The organism is Neptuniibacter sp. QD57_21, from assembly GCF_047778075.1.
Classification (GTDB): Bacteria; Pseudomonadota; Gammaproteobacteria; order Pseudomonadales; family Balneatricaceae; genus Neptuniibacter.
The window spans coordinates 2,517,257-2,542,359 of the sequence record NZ_CP180549.1 but is presented as its reverse complement, the minus strand read 5'-3'; the positions used below and the strand labels follow the sequence as shown (position 1 = coordinate 2,542,359).

At 48.6% G+C, this 25,103-nt stretch carries 1 protein-coding gene; it reads left to right on the top strand.

The window, feature by feature from the left end; translation table 11 throughout:
* The first annotated feature begins 171 nt into the window (after window positions 1-171).
* On the top strand, window positions 172-25,038 hold the full coding sequence (locus ACMXYS_RS11355) for a Calx-beta domain-containing protein (RefSeq protein ID WP_415896567.1): 24,867 nt from the start codon (window positions 172-174) through the stop codon (window positions 25,036-25,038).
* Window positions 25,039-25,103: the final 65 nt, after the last annotated feature.

The following is a 25,103-nucleotide window of genomic DNA, read 5'->3' as shown; positions in this document are numbered from 1 at the left end:
AGATAAATGTGGCCTACGTAAGGTGTCTTTTTGATTTCGAATAATTTGATCTAACTTATTAAAAACTAGAAAAAAATAGGTACCTGTACCTCGGTACAATAGTTTTTAATGTTTTGTGCATCTATAAAGAGTGTAATCACCCAAAGATCTGTTTTCTAAGGATTTGTAAGTATGAACGTTATTGGCACAGTTTCGCATCTAATTGGTCGTGCAGTAGCTATTAAAGCAGACGGTACAGAAAGGCTATTAGCATTAGGCGACGAAATATACGCAGACGAAATGGTTCGCGTTGCAGCAGATGCATCTATCGAAATCGCAATGGAAGGTGGTGAACCCGTTCGATTAGAGGGTGGGCAGAACTGGTTAGCTAGTAGTGAGACATATATAGAAGCAGATGACTTCGATCTTACAGAGGCTGTAGCTGATGTGGAATCTATTCAGGCTGCAATTTTAGCGGGTGCCGACCCTACTGATGTAGCTGAAGAAACTGCCGCAGGAGGAAATGCTCCAGCAGCGGGTGGCCTAGGTAATGAAGGCTCTAGTACAGTAAACATTGAACGTACGGCTGAAGAAGTAGATCCAACCGCTGGTTATGAAACTATTGGCTTTACGCAGGGTGATGACACGCGTGAAGTTTTTGAGGGCGTGAATGATGAGCAAATAAATCCTGAAGATAATGAACAGATTACACCTGAAAGTGTAGGAATTAATCTTATTGGGCCAGCTACGGTTATTGAAGGTGAAGTGGCAACTTACACCATTACTATTACTCGTGCGCCAGCAGCTGATATGTCTATTAGTGTCACTACTGGTCATATCACGACGGATGATGGTGATTTAGTACCTGTAGTTCAGGATGTTATTATTCCTGCAGGTCAGACGTCTGTTAGTTTTAATGTTGAAACGCTTGATGATGTCTTGGCTGATGGCGATGAGCGTTTTACCGCGAATATAGAATCAATTAATGGCGGTGGTATTAGTAATGTTGAAATTGTTAATGGGACTGTAGTAACTACAGTTTTAGATGATAGCAATCCAGATATAAAAGAGCCTGATCAAGAGACCGCAATAGTCTCCCTTACGGGGCCATCATCTGTTATTGAGGGTAATACTACAACGCCTTATACAGTCTCTGTAGACCAGCCAGCGGCTGACGTTACTTCCCCTATCACTGTAACGTTTACGTACAGTGGTGTCGCGGCAGACGGTACAGACTTCACTGGTGTAGCAAGCGTTCAGATCTCAGCAGGTCAGAACAGCACAACGTTCACCATTGATACGTTGGATGATGTCCTAGCAGAAGGTGCTGAAGCGTTCACGATCGAGATCGATACGATTACGGATAGCAACTTCGAGCATATCGCTGAAGATGCAACGAACAACGCGGTAGAAACGACGATCACCGATGATACTGATCCAAGCACAACTGAACCGGATCAAGAGACGGCTTACGTATCCCTAACCGGTCCAGCGACTGTCATCGAAGGCAATACAACCACGCCTTACACCGTATCTGTCGATCAGCCAGCGGCTGACGTGACTTCACCAATTACTGTGACGTTCACATACAGTGGTGTCGCGGCAGACGGTACAGACTTCACTGGTGTAGCAAGCGTTCAGATCCCAGCGGGTCAGAACAGCACCACGTTCACCATCGATACCTTGGATGATGTTCTAGCGGAAGGTGCTGAAGCGTTCACGATTGAGATCGATACGATCACAGACAGCAACTTCGAGCACATCGCCGAAGATACAACGAACAACGCGGTAGAAACGACGATCACCGATGATACTGATCCAAGTACAACTGAACCGGATCAAGAGACGGCTTACGTATCCCTAACCGGTCCAGCGTTTGTAGTGGAAGGTACAACGACAACGCCTTACACGGTATCGGTTGATCAGCCAGCCGCTGACGTGACTTCACCAATCACGGTTACATTCTCATACAGTGGTGTCGCGGCAGACGGTACAGACTTCACTGGTGTAGCAAGCGTTCAGATCCCAGCAGGTCAGAACAGCACCACGTTCACCATTGATACCTTGGATGATGTTCTAGCGGAAGGTGCTGAAGCGTTCACCATTGAGATCGATACGATCACAGACAGCAACTTCGAGCATATCGCTGAAGATGTAACGAACAACGCAGTAGAAACGACGATCACTGATGATACTGATCCAAGCACAACTGAACCGGATCAAGAGACGGCTTACGTATCCCTAACAGGCCCTGCGTCTGTAGTAGAAGGTACAACTACAACACCTTACACCGTATCGGTAGATCAGCCAGCGACAGATGTGACCAGCCCAATTACTGTGACGTTCATATACAGTGGTGTAGCGGCAGACGGTACAGACTTTACCGGTGTAGCAAGCGTTCAGATCCCAGCGGGTCAGAACAGCACAACGTTCACCATCGATACCTTGGATGATGTTCTAGCGGAAGGCGCTGAAGCGTTCACCATTGGGATCGATACGATCACAGACAGTAACTTCGAGCATATCGCTGAAGATGCAACCAACAACGCAGTAGAAACGACGATCACCGATGATACTGATCCAAACACAACTGAACCGGATCAAGAGACGGCTTACGTATCCCTAACAGGCCCTGCGACTGTCATCGAAGGCAATACAACCACACCTTACACGGTATCTGTAGATCAGCCAGCCGCTGACGTGACTTCACCAATCACTGTGACATTTACATACAGTGGTGTCGCGGCAGACGGTACAGACTTCACTGGTGTAGCAAGCGTTCAGATCCCAGCGGGTCAGAACAGCACCACGTTCACTATCGATACACTTGATGATGTTCTAGCGGAAGGTGCTGAGACGTTCACGATTGAGATCGATACGATCACGGACAGCAACTTCGAGCACATCGCTGAAGATGCAACGAACAACGCGGTAGAAACGACGATCACCGATGATACTGATCCAAGCACAACTGAACCGGATCAAGAGACGGCTTACGTATCCCTAACAGGCCCTGCGACTGTCATCGAAGGCAATACAACCACGCCTTACACCGTATCGGTTGACCAGCCAGCGGCTGACGTGACTTCACCAATTACGGTTACATTCACATACAGTGGTGTCGCGGCAGACGGTACAGACTTCACCGGTGTGGCCAGCGTTCAGATCCCAGCGGGCCAGAACAGCACCACGTTCACCATCGATACCTTGGATGATGTCCTAGCTGAAGGTGCTGAAGCGTTCACTATCGAGATCGATACGATCACAGACAGCAACTTCGAGCACATCGCTGAAGATGCAACCAACAACGCGGTAGAAACAACGATCACCGATGATACTGATCCAAGCACAACTGAACCGGATCAAGAGACTGCTTACGTATCCCTAACAGGCCCTGCGACTGTCATCGAAGGCAATACAACCACGCCTTACACCGTATCGGTTGACCAGCCTGCTGCTGACGTGACTTCCCCTATCACTGTAACGTTTACATACAGTGGTGTCGCGGCGGACGGTACTGACTTCACCGGTGTGGCAAGCGTTCAGATCCCTGCAGGTCAGAACAGCACAACGTTCACCATCGATACCTTGGATGATGTTCTAGCAGAAGGTGCTGAAGCGTTCACCATTGAGATCGATACGATCACAGACAGCAACTTCGAGCACATCGCTGAAGATGTAACCAATAACTCCGTTGATACCACGATCACTGATGACAGCGATCCTACAACAACTGAGCCGGATCAAGAGACGGCTTACGTATCCCTAACAGGTCCTGCGACTGTCATCGAAGGCAATACAACCACGCCTTACACCGTATCGGTTGACCAGCCAGCTGCTGACGTGACTTCACCAATCACGGTTACATTTACTTACACAGGTGTCGCGGTAGACGGTACAGACTTTACTGGTGTAGCAAGCGTTCAGATCCCAGCAGGTCAGAACAGCACAACGTTCACCATTGATACGTTGGATGATGTCCTAGCAGAAGGTGCTGAAGCGTTCACGATTGAGATCGATACGATCACAGACAGCAACTTCGAGCACATCGCTGAAGATGCAACCAACAACGCGGTAGAAACGACGATCACCGATGATACTGATCCAAGCACAACTGAACCGGATCAAGAGACTGCTTACGTATCCCTAACAGGCCCTGCGTCTGTAGTAGAAGGTACAACTACAACGCCTTACACAGTATCTGTAGATCAACCAGCCGCTGACGTGACTTCACCAATCACGGTTACATTCAGATACAGTGGTGTCGCGGCAGACGGTACAGACTTTACCGGTGTAGCAAGCGTTCAGATCCCAGCAGGTCAGAACAGCACAACGTTCACCATCGATACCTTGGATGATGTTCTAGCTGAAGGTACTGAAGCGTTCACGATTGAGATCGATACGATCACAGACAGCAACTTCGAGCACATCGCCGAAGATGCAACCAACAACTCGGTTGATACCGAAATTACAGATAATGATGGAGCTCTAGTTTCTCTGACTGGTCCTGCGTCTGTTATCGAGGGTGATACAACCACACCTTACACCGTATCGGTAGATCAGCCTGCTGCATCTGTTGTTACGCCAATTACAGTAACGTTTACATACAGTGGTGTCGCGGCAGACGGTACGGATTTTACCGGTGTGGCCAGCGTTCAGATCCCTACGGGTCAGAACAGCACCACGTTCACTATTGATACCTTGGATGATGTCCTAGCGGAAGGTGCTGAGACGTTCACGATTGCTATTGATAGCATCACAGATACTAATTACCCAGTCATTGGTCCTGATGCGACCAACAACTCGGTTGATACCACGATCACCGATGATACTGATCCAAGCACAACTGAACCGGATCAAGAGACGGCTTACGTATCCCTAACCGGCCCTGCGACTGTCATCGAAGGCAATACAACCACGCCTTACACCGTATCGGTTGACCAGCCTGCTGCTGACGTGACTTCCCCAATTACGGTTACATTCACATACAGTGGTGTAGCGGCAGACGGTACTGACTTCACTGGTGTAGCCAGCGTTCAGATACCAGCAGGTCAGAACAGCACAACGTTCACCATTGATACCTTGGATGATGTTCTAGCGGAAGGCGCTGAAGCGTTCACGATTGAGATCGATACGATCACAGACAGCAACTTCGAGCATATCGCTGAAGATGCAACGAACAACGCGGTAGAAACGACGATCACCGATGATGCTGATCCAAGCACAACTGAACCAACAACAGAAAGTGCTTACGTATCCCTAACAGGTCCTGCGACTGTCATCGAAGGCAATACAACCACGCCTTACACCGTATCGGTTGACCAGCCAGCGGCTGACGTGACTTCACCAATCACTGTAACGTTTACGTACAGTGGTGTCGCGGCAGACGGTACAGACTTCACTGGTGTAGCAAGTGTTCAGATCCCAGCAGGTCAGAACAGCACAACGTTCACCATTGATACCTTGGATGATGTTCTAGCGGAAGGTGCTGAAGCGTTCACCATTGAGATCGATACGATCACAGACAGCAACTTCGAGCATATCGCTGAAGATGCAACGAACAACGCAGTAGAAACGACGATCACTGATGATACTGATCCAAGCACAACTGAACCGGATCAAGAGACGGCTTACGTATCCCTAACAGGCCCTGCGTCTGTAGTAGAAGGTACAACTACAACACCTTACACGGTATCGGTTGATCAGCCAGCCGCTGACGTGACTTCACCAATCACGGTTACATTCTCATACAGTGGTGTCGCGGCAGACGGTACAGACTTCACTGGTGTAGCAAGCGTTCAGATCCCAGCAGGTCAGAACAGCACAACGTTCACCATCGATACCTTGGATGATGTTCTAGCGGAAGGCGCTGAAGCGTTCACCATTGAGATCGATACGATCACAGACAGCAACTTCGAGCATATCGCTGAAGATGCAACCAACAACGCAGTAGAAACGACGATCACCGATGATACTGATCCAAGCACAACTGAACCGGATCAAGAGACTGCTTACGTATCCCTAACAGGCCCTGCGACTGTCATCGAAGGCAATACAACCACACCTTACACGGTATCTGTAGATCAGCCAGCCGCTGACGTGACTTCACCAATCACTGTGACATTTACATACAGTGGTGTCGCGGCAGACGGTACAGACTTCACTGGTGTAGCCAGCGTTCAGATCCCAGCAGGTCAGAACAGCACAACGTTCACCATCGATACCTTGGATGATGTCCTGGCGGAAGGTGCTGAAGCGTTCACCATTGAGATCGATACGATCACCGACAGCAACTTCGAGCACATCGCTGAAGATGCAACCAACAACGCAGTAGAAACGACGATCACCGATGATACTGATCCAAGCACAACTGAACCGGATCAAGAGACTGCTTACGTATCCCTAACAGGCCCTGCGACCGTCATCGAAGGCAATACAACCACGCCTTACACGGTATCGGTTGACCAGCCTGCTGCTGACGTGACTTCCCCTATCACTGTAACGTTTACGTACAGTGGTGTTGCGGCAGACGGTACAGACTTCACTGGTGTAGCAAGCGTTCAGATCCCAGCGGGTCAGAACAGCACAACGTTCACCATCGATACCTTGGATGATGTCCTAGCAGAAGGTGCTGAAGCGTTCACTATCGAGATCGATACGATCACAGACAGCAACTTCGAGCACATCGCTGAAGATGCAACCAACGACGCAGTAGAAACGACGATCACCGATGATACTGATCCAAGCACAACTGAACCGGATCAAGAGACGGCTTACGTATCCCTAACCGGCCCTGCGACTGTCATCGAAGGCAATACAACCACGCCTTACACCGTATCGGTTGACCAGCCTGCTGCTGACGTGACTTCCCCAATTACGGTTACATTCACATACAGTGGTGTAGCGGCAGACGGTACTGACTTTACTGGTGTAGCAAGCGTTCAGATCCCTGCAGGTCAGAACAGCACAACGTTCACCATCGATACCTTGGATGATGTTCTAGCAGAAGGTGCTGAAGCGTTCACCATTGAGATCGATACGATCACAGACAGCAACTTCGAGCATATCGCTGAAGATGCAACGAACAACGCGGTAGAAACGACGATCACCGATGATGCTGATCCAAGCACAACTGAACCAACAACAGAAAGTGCTTACGTATCCCTAACAGGTCCTGCGACTGTCATCGAAGGCAATACAACCACGCCTTACACCGTATCGGTTGACCAGCCAGCGGCTGACGTGACTTCACCAATCACTGTAACGTTTACGTACAGTGGTGTCGCGGCAGACGGTACAGACTTCACTGGTGTAGCAAGTGTTCAGATCCCAGCAGGTCAGAACAGCACAACGTTCACCATTGATACCTTGGATGATGTTCTAGCGGAAGGTGCTGAAGCGTTCACCATTGAGATCGATACGATCACAGACAGCAACTTCGAGCATATCGCTGAAGATGCAACGAACAACGCAGTAGAAACGACGATCACTGATGATACTGATCCAAGCACAACTGAACCGGATCAAGAGACGGCTTACGTATCCCTAACAGGCCCTGCGTCTGTAGTAGAAGGTACAACTACAACACCTTACACGGTATCGGTTGATCAGCCAGCCGCTGACGTGACTTCACCAATCACGGTTACATTCTCATACAGTGGTGTCGCGGCAGACGGTACAGACTTCACTGGTGTAGCAAGCGTTCAGATCCCAGCAGGTCAGAACAGCACAACGTTCACCATCGATACCTTGGATGATGTTCTAGCGGAAGGCGCTGAAGCGTTCACCATTGAGATCGATACGATCACAGACAGCAACTTCGAGCATATCGCTGAAGATGCAACCAACAACGCAGTAGAAACGACGATCACCGATGATACTGATCCAAGCACAACTGAACCGGATCAAGAGACTGCTTACGTATCCCTAACAGGCCCTGCGACTGTCATCGAAGGCAATACAACCACACCTTACACGGTATCTGTAGATCAGCCAGCCGCTGACGTGACTTCACCAATCACTGTGACATTTACATACAGTGGTGTCGCGGCAGACGGTACAGACTTCACTGGTGTAGCCAGCGTTCAGATCCCAGCAGGTCAGAACAGCACAACGTTCACCATCGATACCTTGGATGATGTCCTGGCGGAAGGTGCTGAAGCGTTCACCATTGAGATCGATACGATCACCGACAGCAACTTCGAGCACATCGCTGAAGATGCAACCAACAACGCAGTAGAAACGACGATCACCGATGATACTGATCCAAGCACAACTGAACCGGATCAAGAGACTGCTTACGTATCCCTAACAGGCCCTGCGACCGTCATCGAAGGCAATACAACCACGCCTTACACCGTATCGGTTGACCAGCCTGCTGCTGACGTGACTTCCCCAATTACGGTTACATTCACATACAGTGGTGTAGCGGCAGACGGTACTGACTTCACTGGTGTAGCCAGCGTTCAGATACCAGCAGGTCAGAACAGCACAACGTTCACCATTGATACCTTGGATGATGTTCTAGCGGAAGGCGCTGAAGCGTTCACGATTGAGATCGATACGATCACAGACAGCAACTTCGAGCATATCGCTGAAGATGCAACGAACAACGCGGTAGAAACGACGATCACCGATGATACTGATCCAAGCACAACTGAACCGGATCAAGAGACGGCTTACGTATCCCTAACCGGTCCAGCGACTGTCATCGAAGGCAATACAACCACGCCTTACACCGTATCTGTCGATCAGCCAGCGGCTGACGTGACTTCACCAATTACGGTTACATTCACATACAGTGGTATCGCGGCAGACGGTACTGACTTTACTGGTGTAGCAAGCGTTCAGATCCCTGCAGGTCAGAACAGCACAACGTTCACCATCGATACCTTGGATGATGTTCTAGCAGAAGGTGCTGAAGCGTTCACCATTGAGATCGATACGATCACAGACAGCAACTTCGAGCACATCGCTGAAGATGTAACCAATAACTCCGTTGATACCACGATCACTGATGACAGCGATCCTACAACAACTGAGCCGGATCAAGAGACGGCTTACGTATCCCTAACAGGTCCTGCGACTGTCATCGAAGGCAATACAACCACGCCTTACACCGTATCGGTTGACCAGCCAGCTGCTGACGTGACTTCACCAATCACGGTTACATTTACTTACACAGGTGTCGCGGTAGACGGTACAGACTTTACTGGTGTAGCAAGCGTTCAGATCCCAGCAGGTCAGAACAGCACAACGTTCACCATTGATACGTTGGATGATGTCCTAGCAGAAGGTGCTGAAGCGTTCACGATTGAGATCGATACGATCACAGACAGCAACTTCGAGCACATCGCTGAAGATGCAACCAACAACGCGGTAGAAACGACGATCACCGATGATACTGATCCAAGCACAACTGAACCGGATCAAGAGACTGCTTACGTATCCCTAACAGGTCCTGCGACTGTCATCGAAGGCAATACAACCACGCCTTACACCGTATCGGTTGACCAGCCAGCTGCTGACGTGACTTCACCAATCACGGTTACATTTACTTACACAGGTGTCGCGGTAGACGGTACAGACTTTACTGGTGTAGCAAGCGTTCAGATCCCAGCAGGTCAGAACAGCACAACGTTCACCATTGATACGTTGGATGATGTCCTAGCAGAAGGTGCTGAAGCGTTCACGATTGAGATCGATACGATCACAGACAGCAACTTCGAGCACATCGCTGAAGATGCAACCAACAACGCAGTAGAAACGACGATCACCGATGATGCTGATCCAAGCACAACTGAACCAACAACAGAAAGTGCTTACGTATCCCTAACCGGTCCAGCGACTGTAGTGGAAGGTACAACGACAACACCTTACACCGTATCGGTTGACCAGCCAGCCGCTGACGTGACTTCACCAATCACGGTTACATTCAGATACAGTGGTGTCGCGGCAGACGGTACAGACTTTACCGGTGTAGCAAGCGTTCAGATCCCAGCAGGTCAGAACAGCACAACGTTCACCATCGATACCTTGGATGATGTTCTAGCTGAAGGTACTGAAGCGTTCACGATTGAGATCGATACGATCACAGACAGCAACTTCGAGCACATCGCCGAAGATGCAACCAACAACTCGGTTGATACCGAAATTACAGATAATGATGGAGCTCTAGTTTCTCTGACTGGTCCTGCGTCTGTTATCGAGGGTGATACAACCACACCTTACACCGTATCGGTAGATCAGCCTGCTGCATCTGTTGTTACGCCAATTACAGTAACGTTTACATACAGTGGTGTCGCGGCAGACGGTACGGATTTTACCGGTGTGGCCAGCGTTCAGATCCCTACGGGTCAGAACAGCACCACGTTCACTATTGATACCTTGGATGATGTCCTAGCGGAAGGTGCTGAGACGTTCACGATTGCTATTGATAGCATCACAGATACTAATTACCCAGTCATTGGTCCTGATGCGATCAACAACTCGGTTGGTACCACGATCACCGATGATACTGATCCAAGCACAACTGAACCGGATCAAGAGACGGCTTACGTATCCCTAACCGGCCCTGCGACTGTCATCGAAGGCAATACAACCACGCCTTACACCGTATCGGTTGACCAGCCTGCTGCTGACGTGACTTCCCCAATTACGGTTACATTCACATACAGTGGTGTAGCGGCAGACGGTACTGACTTCACTGGTGTAGCCAGCGTTCAGATACCAGCAGGTCAGAACAGCACAACGTTCACCATTGATACCTTGGATGATGTTCTAGCGGAAGGCGCTGAAGCGTTCACGATTGAGATCGATACGATCACAGACAGCAACTTCGAGCATATCGCTGAAGATGCAACGAACAACGCGGTAGAAACGACGATCACCGATGATGCTGATCCAAGCACAACTGAACCAACAACAGAAAGTGCTTACGTATCCCTAACAGGTCCTGCGACTGTCATCGAAGGCAATACAACCACGCCTTACACCGTATCGGTTGACCAGCCAGCGGCTGACGTGACTTCACCAATCACTGTAACGTTTACGTACAGTGGTGTCGCGGCAGACGGTACAGACTTCACTGGTGTAGCAAGTGTTCAGATCCCAGCAGGTCAGAACAGCACAACGTTCACCATTGATACCTTGGATGATGTTCTAGCGGAAGGTGCTGAAGCGTTCACCATTGAGATCGATACGATCACAGACAGCAACTTCGAGCATATCGCTGAAGATGCAACGAACAACGCAGTAGAAACGACGATCACTGATGATACTGATCCAAGCACAACTGAACCGGATCAAGAGACGGCTTACGTATCCCTAACAGGCCCTGCGTCTGTAGTAGAAGGTACAACGACAACACCTTACACGGTATCGGTTGATCAGCCAGCCGCTGACGTGACTTCACCAATCACGGTTACATTCTCATACAGTGGTGTCGCGGCAGACGGTACAGACTTCACTGGTGTAGCAAGCGTTCAGATCCCAGCAGGTCAGAACAGCACAACGTTCACCATCGATACCTTGGATGATGTTCTAGCGGAAGGCGCTGAAGCGTTCACCATTGAGATCGATACGATCACAGACAGCAACTTCGAGCATATCGCTGAAGATGCAACCAACAACGCAGTAGAAACGACGATCACCGATGATACTGATCCAAGCACAACTGAACCGGATCAAGAGACTGCTTACGTATCCCTAACAGGCCCTGCGACTGTCATCGAAGGCAATACAACCACACCTTACACGGTATCTGTAGATCAGCCAGCCGCTGACGTGACTTCACCAATCACTGTGACATTTACATACAGTGGTGTCGCGGCAGACGGTACAGACTTCACTGGCGTAGCCAGCGTTCAGATCCCAGCGGGTCAGAACAGCACCACGTTCACTATTGATACCTTGGATGATGTCCTGGCGGAAGGTGCTGAAGCGTTCACCATCGAGATCGATACGATCACAGACAGCAACTTCGAGCACATTGCCGAAGATGCGACCAACAACTCCGTTGATACCACGATCACTGATGATAGCGATCCAACAACGACTGAGCCGGATCAAGAGACGGCTTACGTATCTCTAACAGGCCCTGCATCTGTAGTAGAAGGTACAACTACAACGCCTTACACCGTATCGGTTGACCAGCCAGCCGCTGACGTGACTTCACCAATTACAGTGACGTTCACCTACACGGGTGTCGCGGCAGACGGTACAGACTTCACTGGTGTAGCAAGCGTTCAGATCCCAGCGGGTCAGAACAGCACCACGTTCACTATCGATACACTTGATGATGTTCTAGCGGAAGGTGCTGAGACGTTCACGATTGAGATCGATACGATCACGGACAGCAACTTCGAGCACATCGCTGAAGATGCAACCAACAACGCGGTAGAAACGACGATCACCGATGATACTGATCCAAGCACAACTGAACCGGATCAAGAGACGGCTTACGTATCCCTAACAGGCCCTGCGACTGTCATCGAAGGCAATACAACCACGCCTTACACCGTATCGGTTGACCAGCCAGCGGCTGACGTGACTTCACCAATTACGGTTACATTCACATACAGTGGTGTCGCGGCAGACGGTACAGACTTCACCGGTGTGGCCAGCGTTCAGATCCCAGCGGGCCAGAACAGCACCACGTTCACTATTGATACCTTGGATGATGTCCTAGCTGAAGGTGCTGAAGCGTTCACTATCGAGATCGATACGATCACAGACAGCAACTTCGAGCACATCGCTGAAGATGCAACCAACAACGCGGTAGAAACGACGATCACCGATGATACTGATCCAAGCACAACTGAACCGGATCAAGAGACGGCTTACGTATCCCTAACCGGTCCAGCGTCTGTAGTGGAAGGTACAACGACAACGCCTTACACGGTATCGGTTGATCAGCCAGCCGCTGACGTGACTTCACCAATCACGGTTACATTCTCATACAGTGGTGTCGCGGCAGACGGTACTGACTTCACCGGTGTGGCAAGCGTTCAGATCCCTGCAGGTCAGAACAGCACAACGTTCACCATCGATACCTTGGATGATGTTCTAGCGGAAAGTGCTGAAGCGTTCACCATTGAGATCGATACGATCACAGACAGCAACTTCGAGCATATCGCTGAAGATGCAACGAACAACGCAGTAGAAACGACGATCACCGATGATACTGATCCAAGCACAACTGAACCGGATCAAGAGACGGCTTACGTATCCCTAACAGGCCCTGCGTCTGTAGTAGAAGGTACAACGACAACACCTTACACCGTATCGGTTGACCAGCCAGCGGCTGACGTGACTTCACCAATCACGGTTACATTTACATACAGTGGTGTAGCGGCAGACGGTACAGACTTCACCGGTGTAGCAAGTGTTCAGATCCCAGCAGGTCAGAACAGCACCACGTTCACTATTGATACCTTGGATGATGTCCTGGCGGAAGGTGCTGAAGCGTTCACCATCGAGATCGATACGATCACAGACAGCAATTTCGAGCACATCGCTGAAGATGCAACGAACAACGCAGTAGAAACGACGATCACCGATGATGCTGATCCAAGCACAACTGAACCTACAACAGAAAGTGCTTACGTATCCCTAACCGGTCCAGCGACTGTAGTGGAAGGTACAACGACAACACCTTACACCGTATCGGTTGACCAGCCAGCCGCTGACGTGACTTCACCAATCACGGTTACATTCACATACAGTGGTGTCGCGGCAGACGGTACTGACTTCACCGGTGTAGCCAGCGTTCAGATCCCAGCGGGTCAGAACAGCACCACGTTCACTATCGATACACTTGATGATGTTCTAGCGGAAGGTGCTGAAGCGTTCACTATCGAGATCGATACGATCACAGACAGCAACTTCGAGCACATCGCTGAAGATGCAACCAACAACGCGGTAGAAACGACGATCGCCGATGATACGGATCCAAGCACAACTGAACCGGATCAAGAGACGGCTTACGTATCCCTAACAGGCCCTGCGTCTGTAGTAGAAGGTACAACGACAACGCCTTACACCGTATCGGTTGACCAGCCTGCTGCTGATGTAACCAGCCCAATTACGGTTACATTCACATACAGTGGTGTCGCGGCAGACGGTACAGACTTCACTGGTGTGGCCAGCGTTCAGATCCCAACGGGTCAGAACAGCACCACGTTCACTATTGATACCTTGGATGATGTCCTGGCGGAAGGTGCTGAAGCGTTCACCATCGAGATCGATACGATCACAGACAGCAACTTCGAGCACATTGCCGAAGATGCGACCAACAACTCCGTTGATACCACGATCACTGATGATAGCGATCCAACAACGACTGAGCCGGATCAAGAGACTGCTTACGTATCCCTAACAGGCCCTGCGTCTGTAGTAGAAGGTACAACGACAACACCTTACACCATATCGGTTGACCAGCCAGCGGCTGACGTGACTTCACCAATTACGGTTACATTCACATACAGTGGTGTCGCGGCAGACGGTACAGACTTCACTGGTGTGGCCAGCGTTCAGATCCCAACGGGTCAGAACAGCACCACGTTCACTATTGATACCTTGGATGATGTCCTGGCGGAAGGTGCTGAAGCGTTCACCATCGAGATCGATACGATCACAGACAGCAACTTCGAGCACATCGCTGAAGATGCGACCAACAACTCGGTTGATACAGCGATCACTGATGATTCTGATCCTACAACAACTGAGCCGGATCAAGAGACGGCTTACGTATCGCTAACAGGCCCTGCCTCTGTAATCGAAGGCAACACAACGACGCCTTACACCGTATCGGTTGACCAGCCAGCGGCTGATGTAACAAGCCCAATTACGGTTACATTTACATACAGTGGTGTAGCGGTAGACGGTACAGACTTCACTGGTGTGGCAAGCGTTCAGATCCCAGCGGGTCAGAACAGCACAACGTTCACTATCGATACACTTGATGATGTTCTAGCGGAAGGCGCTGAGACGTTCACCATTGAGATCGATACGATCACGGACAGCAACTTCGAGAACATCGCTGAAGATGCGACCAATAACTCGGTTGATACCACGATCACTGATGACAGCGATCCTACAACAACTGAACCGGATCAAGAGACGGCTTACGTATCTCTAACAGGCCCTGCGTCTGTAGTGGAAGGTACAACGACAACGCCTTACACCGTATCGGTTGATCAACCAGCCGCTGACGTGACTTCACCAATCACGGTTACATTCACATACAGTGGTGTAGCGGCAGACGGTACAGACTTCACCGGTGTAGCAAGCGTTCAGATCCCTGCGGGTCAGAACAGCACAACGTTCACCATCGATACACTTGATGATGTTCTAGCGGAAGGTGCTGAGACGTTCACCATCGAGATCGATACGATCACGGATAGCAACTTCGAGAACATCGCTGAAGATGCGACCAACAACTCTGTTGATACAGCGATCACTGATGACAGCGATCCTACAACGACTGAGCCGGATCAAGAGACGGCTTACGTATCCCTAACCGGTCCAGCGTCTGTAGTGGAAGGTACAACGACAACGCCTTACACCGTATCGGTTGATCAGCCAGCAGCTGATGTAACCAGCCCAATTACCGTGACATTCACATACAGTGGTGTCGCGGTAGACGGTACAGACTTCACTGGTGTGGCAAGCGTTCAGATCCCAGCGGGTCAGAACAGCACAACGTTTACCATCGATACTTTGGATGATCTGTTAGCAGAAGAAACAGAGGCATTTACAATTTCGATAGATTCGATTACGGATAGTAACTTCGAGCATATTGCTGAAGATGCAACGAATAACTCTGTTGAAACTGAAATTACAGATAATGATGGAGCTCTAGTTTCTCTGACTGGTCCTGCGTCTGTTATCGAGGGTGATACAACAACACCTTATACTGTATCGGTTGATCAACCAGCAGCATCTGTTGTTACACCAATTACGGTTACATTCACATACAGTGGTGTCGCGGCAGACGGTACAGACTTTACCGGTATAGCGAGCGTTGAGATCCCAGCGGGTCAGAACAGCACAACGTTCACCATCGATACCTTGGATGATGTCCTGGCGGAAGGTGCTGAGGCGTTTACGATTGCGATTGATAGCATCACTGATACTAATTACCCAATCATTGGCCCTGATGCAACGAACAACGCAGTAGAAACGACGATCACCGATGATGCGGATCCAAGCACAACTGAACCTACAACAGAAAGTGCTTACGTATCCCTAACCGGCCCAGCGACAGTAATCGAAGGCAATACAACTACGCCTTACACCGTATCGGTTGACCAGCCAGCGGCTGATGTGACTTCACCAATTACTGTGACGTTCACATACAGTGGTGTCGCGGCAGACGGTACAGACTTCACTGGTGTAGCAAGCGTTCAGATCCCAGCAGGTCAGAACAGCACCACGTTCACTATTGATACCTTGGATGATGTCCTGGCGGAAGGTACTGAAGCGTTCACGATTGAGATCGATACGATCACAGACAGCAACTTCGAGCACATCGCTGAAGATGCAACCAACAACGCGGTAGAAACGACGATCGCCGATGATACGGATCCAAGCACAACTGAACCGGATCAAGAGACGGCTTACGTATCCCTAACAGGCCCTGCGTCTGTAGTAGAAGGTACAACGACAACGCCTTACACCGTATCGGTTGACCAGCCTGCTGCTGATGTAACCAGCCCAATTACGGTTACATTCACATACAGTGGTGTCGCGGCAGACGGTACAGACTTCACTGGTGTGGCCAGCGTTCAGATCCCAACGGGTCAGAACAGCACCACGTTCACTATTGATACCTTGGATGATGTCCTGGCGGAAGGTGCTGAAGCGTTCACCATCGAGATCGATACGATCACAGACAGCAACTTCGAGCACATTGCCGAAGATGCGACCAACAACTCCGTTGATACCACGATCACTGATGATAGCGATCCAACAACGACTGAGCCGGATCAAGAGACTGCTTACGTATCCCTAACAGGCCCTGCGTCTGTAGTAGAAGGTACAACGACAACACCTTACACCATATCGGTTGACCAGCCAGCGGCTGACGTGACTTCACCAATTACGGTTACATTCACATACAGTGGTGTCGCGGCAGACGGTACAGACTTCACTGGTGTGGCCAGCGTTCAGATCCCAACGGGTCAGAACAGCACCACGTTCACTATTGATACCTTGGATGATGTCCTGGCGGAAGGTGCTGAAGCGTTCACCATCGAGATCGATACGATCACAGACAGCAACTTCGAGCACATCGCTGAAGATGCGACCAACAACTCGGTTGATACAGCGATCACTGATGATTCTGATCCTACAACAACTGAGCCGGATCAAGAGACGGCTTACGTATCGCTAACAGGCCCTGCCTCTGTAATCGAAGGCAACACAACGACGCCTTACACCGTATCGGTTGACCAGCCAGCGGCTGATGTAACAAGCCCAATTACGGTTACATTTACATACAGTGGTGTAGCGGTAGACGGTACAGACTTCACTGGTGTGGCAAGCGTTCAGATCCCAGCGGGTCAGAACAGCACAACGTTCACTATCGATACACTTGATGATGTTCTAGCGGAAGGCGCTGAGACGTTCACCATTGAGATCGATACGATCACGGACAGCAACTTCGAGAACATCGCTGAAGATGCGACCAATAACTCGGTTGATACCACGATCACTGATGACAGCGATCCTACAACAACTGAACCGGATCAAGAGACGGCTTACGTATCTCTAACAGGCCCTGCGTCTGTAGTGGAAGGTACAACGACAACGCCTTACACCGTATCGGTTGATCAACCAGCCGCTGACGTGACTTCACCAATCACGGTTACATTCACATACAGTGGTGTAGCGGCAGACGGTACAGACTTCACCGGTGTAGCAAGCGTTCAGATCCCTGCGGGTCAGAACAGCACAACGTTCACCATCGATACACTTGATGATGTTCTAGCGGAAGGTGCTGAGACGTTCACCATCGAGATCGATACGATCACGGATAGCAACTTCGAGAACATCGCTGAAGATGCGACCAACAACTCTGTTGATACAGCGATCACTGATGACAGCGATCCTACAACGACTGAGCCGGATCAAGAGACGGCTTACGTATCCCTAACCGGTCCAGCGTCTGTAGTGGAAGGTACAACGACAACGCCTTACACCGTATCTGTCGATCAGCCAGCGGCTGACGTGACTTCACCAATTACTGTGACGTTCACATACAGTGGTGTCGCGGCAGACGGTACAGACTTCACTGGTGTAGCAAGCGTTCAGATCCCAGCGGGTCAGAACAGCACCACGTTCACCATCGATACCTTGGATGATGTTCTAGCGGAAGGTGCTGAAGCGTTCACGATTGAGATCGATACGATCACAGACAGCAACTTCGAGCACATCGCCGAAGATACAACGAACAACGCGGTAGAAACGACGATCACCGATGATACTGATCCAAGTACAACTGAACCGGATCAAGAGACGGCTTACGTATCGCTAACAGGCCCTGCGTCTGTTATCGAAGGCAATACGACAACGCCTTACACCGTATCGGTTGATCAACCAGCCGCTGATGTGACTTCACCAATCACTGTGACATTCACCTACAGTGGTGTAGCGGTAGACGGTACAGACTTCACTGGTGTAGCAAGCGTTCAGATCCCAGCGGGTCAGAACAGCACAACGTTCACCATCGATACCTTGGATGATGTCCTAGCAGAAGGTGCTGAAGCGTTCACTATCGAGATCGATACGATCACAGACAGCAACTTCGAGCACATCGCTGAAGATGCAACCAACAACGCAGTAGAAACGACGATCACCGATGATACTGATCCAAGCACAACTGAACCTACAACAGAAAGTGCTTACGTATCCCTAACCGGTCCAGCGACTGTCATCGAAGGCAATACAACCACGCCTTACACCGTATCTGTCGATCAGCCAGCGGCTGACGTGACTTCACCAATTACGGTTACATTCACATACAGTGGTATCGCGGCAGACGGTACTGACTTTACTGGTGTAGCAAGCGTTCAGATCCCTGCAGGTCAGAACAGCACCACGTTCACTATCGATACACTTGATGATGTTCTAGCGGAAGGTGCTGAAGCGTTCACGATTGAGATCGATACGATTACGGATAGCAACTTCGAGCACATCGCTGAAGATGCAACCAACAACGCGGTAGAAACGACGATCACCGATGATACTGATCCAAGCACAACTGAACCGGATCAAGAGACTGCTTACGTATCCCTAACCGGTCCAGCGTCTGTAGAGGAAGGTACAACGACAACGCCTTACACGGTATCGGTTGATCAGCCAGCCGCTGACGTGACTTCACCAATCACGGTTACATTCTCATACAGTGGTGTCGCGGCAGACGGTACTGACTTCACCGGTGTGGCAAGCGTTCAGATCCCTGCAGGTCAGAACAGCACAACGTTCACCATCGATACCTTGGATGATGTTCTAGCGGAAAGTGCTGAAGCGTTCACCATTGAGATCGATACGATCACAGACAGCAACTTCGAGCATATCGCTGAAGATGCAACGAACAACGCAGTAGAAACGACGATCACCGATGATACTGATCCAAGCACAACTGAACCGGATCAAGAGACGGCTTACGTATCCCTAACAGGCCCTGCGTCTGTAGTAGAAGGTACAACTACAACGCCTTATACAGTATCGGTTGACCAGTCTGCTGCTGATGTAACCAGCCCAATTACGGTTACATTCACATACAGTGGTGTCGCGGCAGATGGTACAGACTTCACTGGCGTAGCCAGCGTTCAGATCCCAGCGGGTCAGAACAGCATCACGTTCACTATTGATACCTTGGATGATGTCCTGGCGGAAGGTGCTGAAGCGTTCACCATCGAGATCGATACGATCACCGACAGCAACTTCGAGCACATCGCCGAAGATGCAACGAACAACGCGGTAGAAACGACGATCACCGATGATACTGATCCAAGCACAACTGAACCGGATCAAGAGACGGCTTACGTATCCCTAACCGGCCCTGCGTCTGTAGTAGAAGGTACAACTACAACGCCTTACACAGTATCTGTAGATCAACCAGCCGCTGATGTGACTTCACCAATCACTGTGACATTTACATACAGTGGTGTAGCGGCAGACGGTACAGACTTCACTGGTGTAGCCAGCGTTCAGATCCCAGCAGGTCAGAACAGCACAACGTTCACCATTGATACCTTGGATGATGTCCTAGCAGAAGGTGCTGAAGCGTTCACTATCGAGATCGATACGATTACGGATAGCAACTTCGAGCACATCGCTGAAGATGCAACGAATAACTCTGTTGATACCACGATTACTGATGACTCTGATCCTACAACAACTGAACCGGATCAAGAGACTGCTTACGTATCCCTAACCGGCCCTGCGTCTGTAGTAGAAGGTACAACTACAACGCCTTACACAGTATCTGTAGATCAACCAGCCGCTGACGTGACTTCACCAATTACTGTGACGTTCACATACAGTGGTGTCGCGGCAGACGGTACAGACTTCACTGGTGTAGCAAGCGTTCAGATTCCAGCGGGTCAGAACAGCACCACGTTCACCATCGATACGCTGGATGATGTTCTAGCGGAAGGTGCTGAAGCGTTCACCATCGAGATCGATACGATCACAGACAGCAACTTCGAGCACATCGCTGAAGATGCAACGAATAACTCGGTAGAAACTGAAATAGTCGATAATGATAGTTTCAGTATTGTTAATGTTTCAGCAGATGATGATGATGTTAACGAAAATACCGATTTGGATAATACTAATGATGTTAGTTATATCGGTGCGATCAACAATGTAGCTGATAACGCTACGCTTAAAATTGATGATACTGATCCTGATCCTGCACTTTATACATCCAATGGTCAGCCGATCTCTTATGACTGGGATGATGCTACTCGTACTTTGACAGGTAGTACTATTGATGGCCCAGTGTTTACTCTAACTATCAGCGGCACTAATGATAGCTATACCTTTACTCAGTTAGCACCAATCGATCATTTACCAACGGTACAAGGTGAATTGGATACTGCTGTTGCACTTCCTTTTACAGCACTTATCGATGGTTCCACAGAGACTGCAAACTTTGTCGTAAATGTTTCTGACGATGCTCCGGTTGCTGGTAATTTAACAATTACAACTGAAAATGATGGAAGCCATGATTCTGGCTGGCAGACTTTAACTTCTGCAACCGTGTCTAATGACGCTACTTATGTTGAATGGGATACATCTAATCTAGGTGCAATCGATCCTGATACTGGTGAAGTACGTGCACTCACAGTTGATGGCTATGAAGTTCAATATGAAGACGATGGTAACGGTAGCTTAATTGGTTATATCGAAACTATTGATGGTACAGGGGCTACTGTAAGAACTGATGTTCTGAGTGTTTCCATAGATACGACTAATGTTACCTCTGACATGAATCCTCAGTATCGCTTTGAACTGTATGAGAATGTTGGACGATTAGGCTTTGTTGATTCTGATGATTCTCAAGGTACCGTTATTAGTGGTGGTAACTCTGGTCAACTTGATCTTGGCTTTGGTTCTTATCTTATTGATAGTATGACAGCCTCTTCAGACGCTAATGGCAATACGGCTACTGTAAATACTAAGAATGGCTTTATTGGCGTTGATGGAAATTGGTTCAATGACAATGATGTGTTGTTCATGGATTTCCAAGATGTTGATGGTAATCCTGGTCAGATTAGAGGCATTAATTTAACTGTCGAAGGTTCCGGCAACTCGGCCACAGATGTTTACGCTGTTAATTGGACAGTAACTGCTGGTATTGATGCTTCTGGTACTCTAGTAACCTATTCAGGCGTTTTCTATAGCCAAGGTAATGCTGATACAAACTTTGACATTCCACTACTTGAAGGCGCAATTTACTTCACTGATTTAGAGATTTCTTCGCCAGAAATTACTACATATCCAGTTGATGACGTATCGGGTGATTATCTTGAGGGAAGTTACTACTACGTTGGTAGTGATCTTGTTGATGCTTCAACTAACCAAGTAGTGTCCTATATCGAAGCTCCTTTGCCAAACAATCACGATAATGCGTTCCGCATTGCATTCAGCGGCGTGAGCTCGAACAATTATCAAGAAGGCATCGACTTCTCCGCTGATTACGCACTTGTAGATGCTGATGGTGATCGATCTCTAGGGTCTGTAGATATCTCTCTTGATCCTTCCTCTGCGCCTCGTATTAGTGATTCAGCAATTAATGTTTCAGAAGAAGGACTTGCTGGCGGTAATGCTGATGAAACTGATGGTACTGGTGCTTTGGCGCCCGTACCTGGAGATACAACCGATGCAGCTTCAGTAACCGGTACCCTCTATATCACTGATTACGATAGTTCTGTATTTGATATTTCTATTTCAGGACCTACCGGTGTTCTTTCTGGTGGTGATGTTGTTGAATGGCACTACGACGAAGTAACTGGAGTAATGACCGGTTATACCAATACTTCAGGTTTAGCATTTGCTGATGTCCCAGCATCCGATTATGTGATGACAATCACGCTTGATCCTGTAGTTAGCTCAGGTAATACCCATAGTATTGACTATCATTTGGATCTACTTGCTCCAATCGATCATTCTGTAAGTGATGTAGAAGATGTTCTTGGGTTGCTGTTTACAGTTGAAGTGACAGACGAGAGTGCTAACACCAATACTGCAGAATTGATGGTTAATGTTGAAGATGATTCTTTATTAGCGTTTGATATTAATCAAACTCTTCTTGGAGAGCAGGAGATTACAACTACTAACCTAATTCTTACATTGGATCGCTCAGGAAGTATGGCTGACAACTTCTATGGTGATGGTTTGTTCTACCTAGAAGTTGCTCGCGATGCTCTTAAGCAATTAATTGAATCTGCTGATGATGCTGGCAACGTTAATGTTATGATCGTCGACTTCTCTGATAACACGGGTAGTAGCGGCTGGTTAGTCGATGATGTTGAAGCTGCTTACAATTATTTTGATCAGTTGATTGCTAATGGTGGTACACAATACGATACAGCGTTAAACCAGGTAATGGATGCTTATGAATTAGTAACTCCACCACCTGCAGATCAGACGTTCGCTTACTTCGTAACCGATGGTGTTCCAAATGATGGCCGCGGTGTTGATAGTACAGTTACATACACAACAGATGCGGGTGTTAATCTGACAGGTATAGCAGCTTGGCAGGCATTCCTTGAAGACAATGCTATTACTGAGTCTTATGCGATAGGCATTGGTAATGTTATTAGCAACAGTAGTTCTGCGGTTAACCACCTTAACGATGTGGCTTACTCAACAGATTCCGATTACGTAAATGCAAATAACAGTGATACAGCTGAAGAAAATACTATTCTTCTATCTGATCCAAATGATCTAGCAAATGCATTGCTTGAAGCTTTCAGTGCTGATTCAATCACAGGTACGGTTGATAGTACCCTGGGTACGACCGGAGACAGTGGTTTCCTACTTGGTGCTGATGGTGGTTACATCACGTCGATCACGATTGATAATGTTCAGTACCTGTATGATCCGAATACTTCTGCAATGTCAGCTAACCCTGCTTCGACTGATCTATCTGGTTTAGTGTCTGGTACTGATAATGAAATATTAACTGTTGATACCGCATTGGGTGGCACTATGCAGTTGAATTTTGTTACAGGTGAATACAGCTACAATATTACCGTTACTACAACCTTGTTGGGTTCTCAAGAGCAGTTCCCTATCACTGCAGTAGACAATGATGGTGATACGGCTTCTTTGAACCTAAACCTAGATATCGACTTCACTGCAGAGATTGATGCAAACAGAGATAATGTTATTACGAATATTGTCGATGGTTCACCAATTATCATTCCGCAAATAGCGTTGCTGCATAACGATGAATCAGAGGGTACAACTTTCGATGGTGTTTCTAATGTTGTTGGCGGAATTGTAGACGATAGTGGCGATATCGTATTTACTCCGACTTCACCACTACTACAAGAAAGTGATTTCTCATCTACTGCTGAAGCTGCTGTGATCACGGAGGATGAAGCAACGAGTCCTAATAATACTCGTGAAACAGCAACGGATATGAGTGATCGAAGCTTGTTTAGTTCTAATAATTCTAACCTGTCAGGTTTGAACGAATCTGGATTTGCTGCCGCATTTATTGGTTCTCTAGCATCTGCCATGGATGAAGATTGGATCGAAATCACACTTGCACAAGGTGAGAATATTCACTTTGATATCGATGATACGTCGATCAATACTGATGTCTCTATCTATGATGCACAAGGTAATTTGTTAACTACCATTGCCGAAAACTCTGTAGGTGCATATGGCGGATATACAGCGCCAAGTGCGGGAGCTTACTATGTGAAGGTTGATAGTCCTGTTGATCAAACAGGTAGCTATGAACTATATATGGCAATTGATACATCGGGTGCTTCTTATCCAAGTACTGGTGACGAGTCATTTGAATACTCGTTAACTTCAATTGGATCATCGACTCAGGATTCAACAATAGTAGATATTGAAGCTCAGTCTGGTAGTTCTCTTGTCGGTACTGAACACGATGATATCTTACTGGCTGGTTCTGGGAACGATATCCTTACTGCAGGTGAGGGCGATGATGTTCTTATCGGTGGTGCGGGTAACGACATCTTAACCGGTGGCGCAGGTGAAGATCTGTTTGTATGGTCTAAGTCCAATCTAGGAACGGGGGCTACACCAGCTGCCGATGAGATCAACGACTTTAATACTTCAGAAAACGATGTGATTGATCTATCGGACGTGCTATCTGATGGTTCGCATGTTATCTCTGCAGTTGAGAATGCTGATGGCAACCTGCAGTTGCAGATTACTGATGCATCTAGCTCGAATGTTGTTCAGACTATCGATTTGAACAACGTGGCAGCGGATGCTGATACAGCGGCGCAACTACAACAGCTTCTTGATAACAACAACATCGATGATGGTATCAACTAATAATCGATAGAGTTATCAACTAGTTAAAAGCACCCTTTATGGGTGCTTTTTTGTTTTCTAGGAGA

What these genes read in the sequence shown, in the direction of transcription:
- ACMXYS_RS11355 (WP_415896567.1), top strand. Translation starts at nt 172, where the DNA reads ATGAACGTTATTGGCACAGTTTCGCATCTAATTGGTCGTGCAGTAGCT.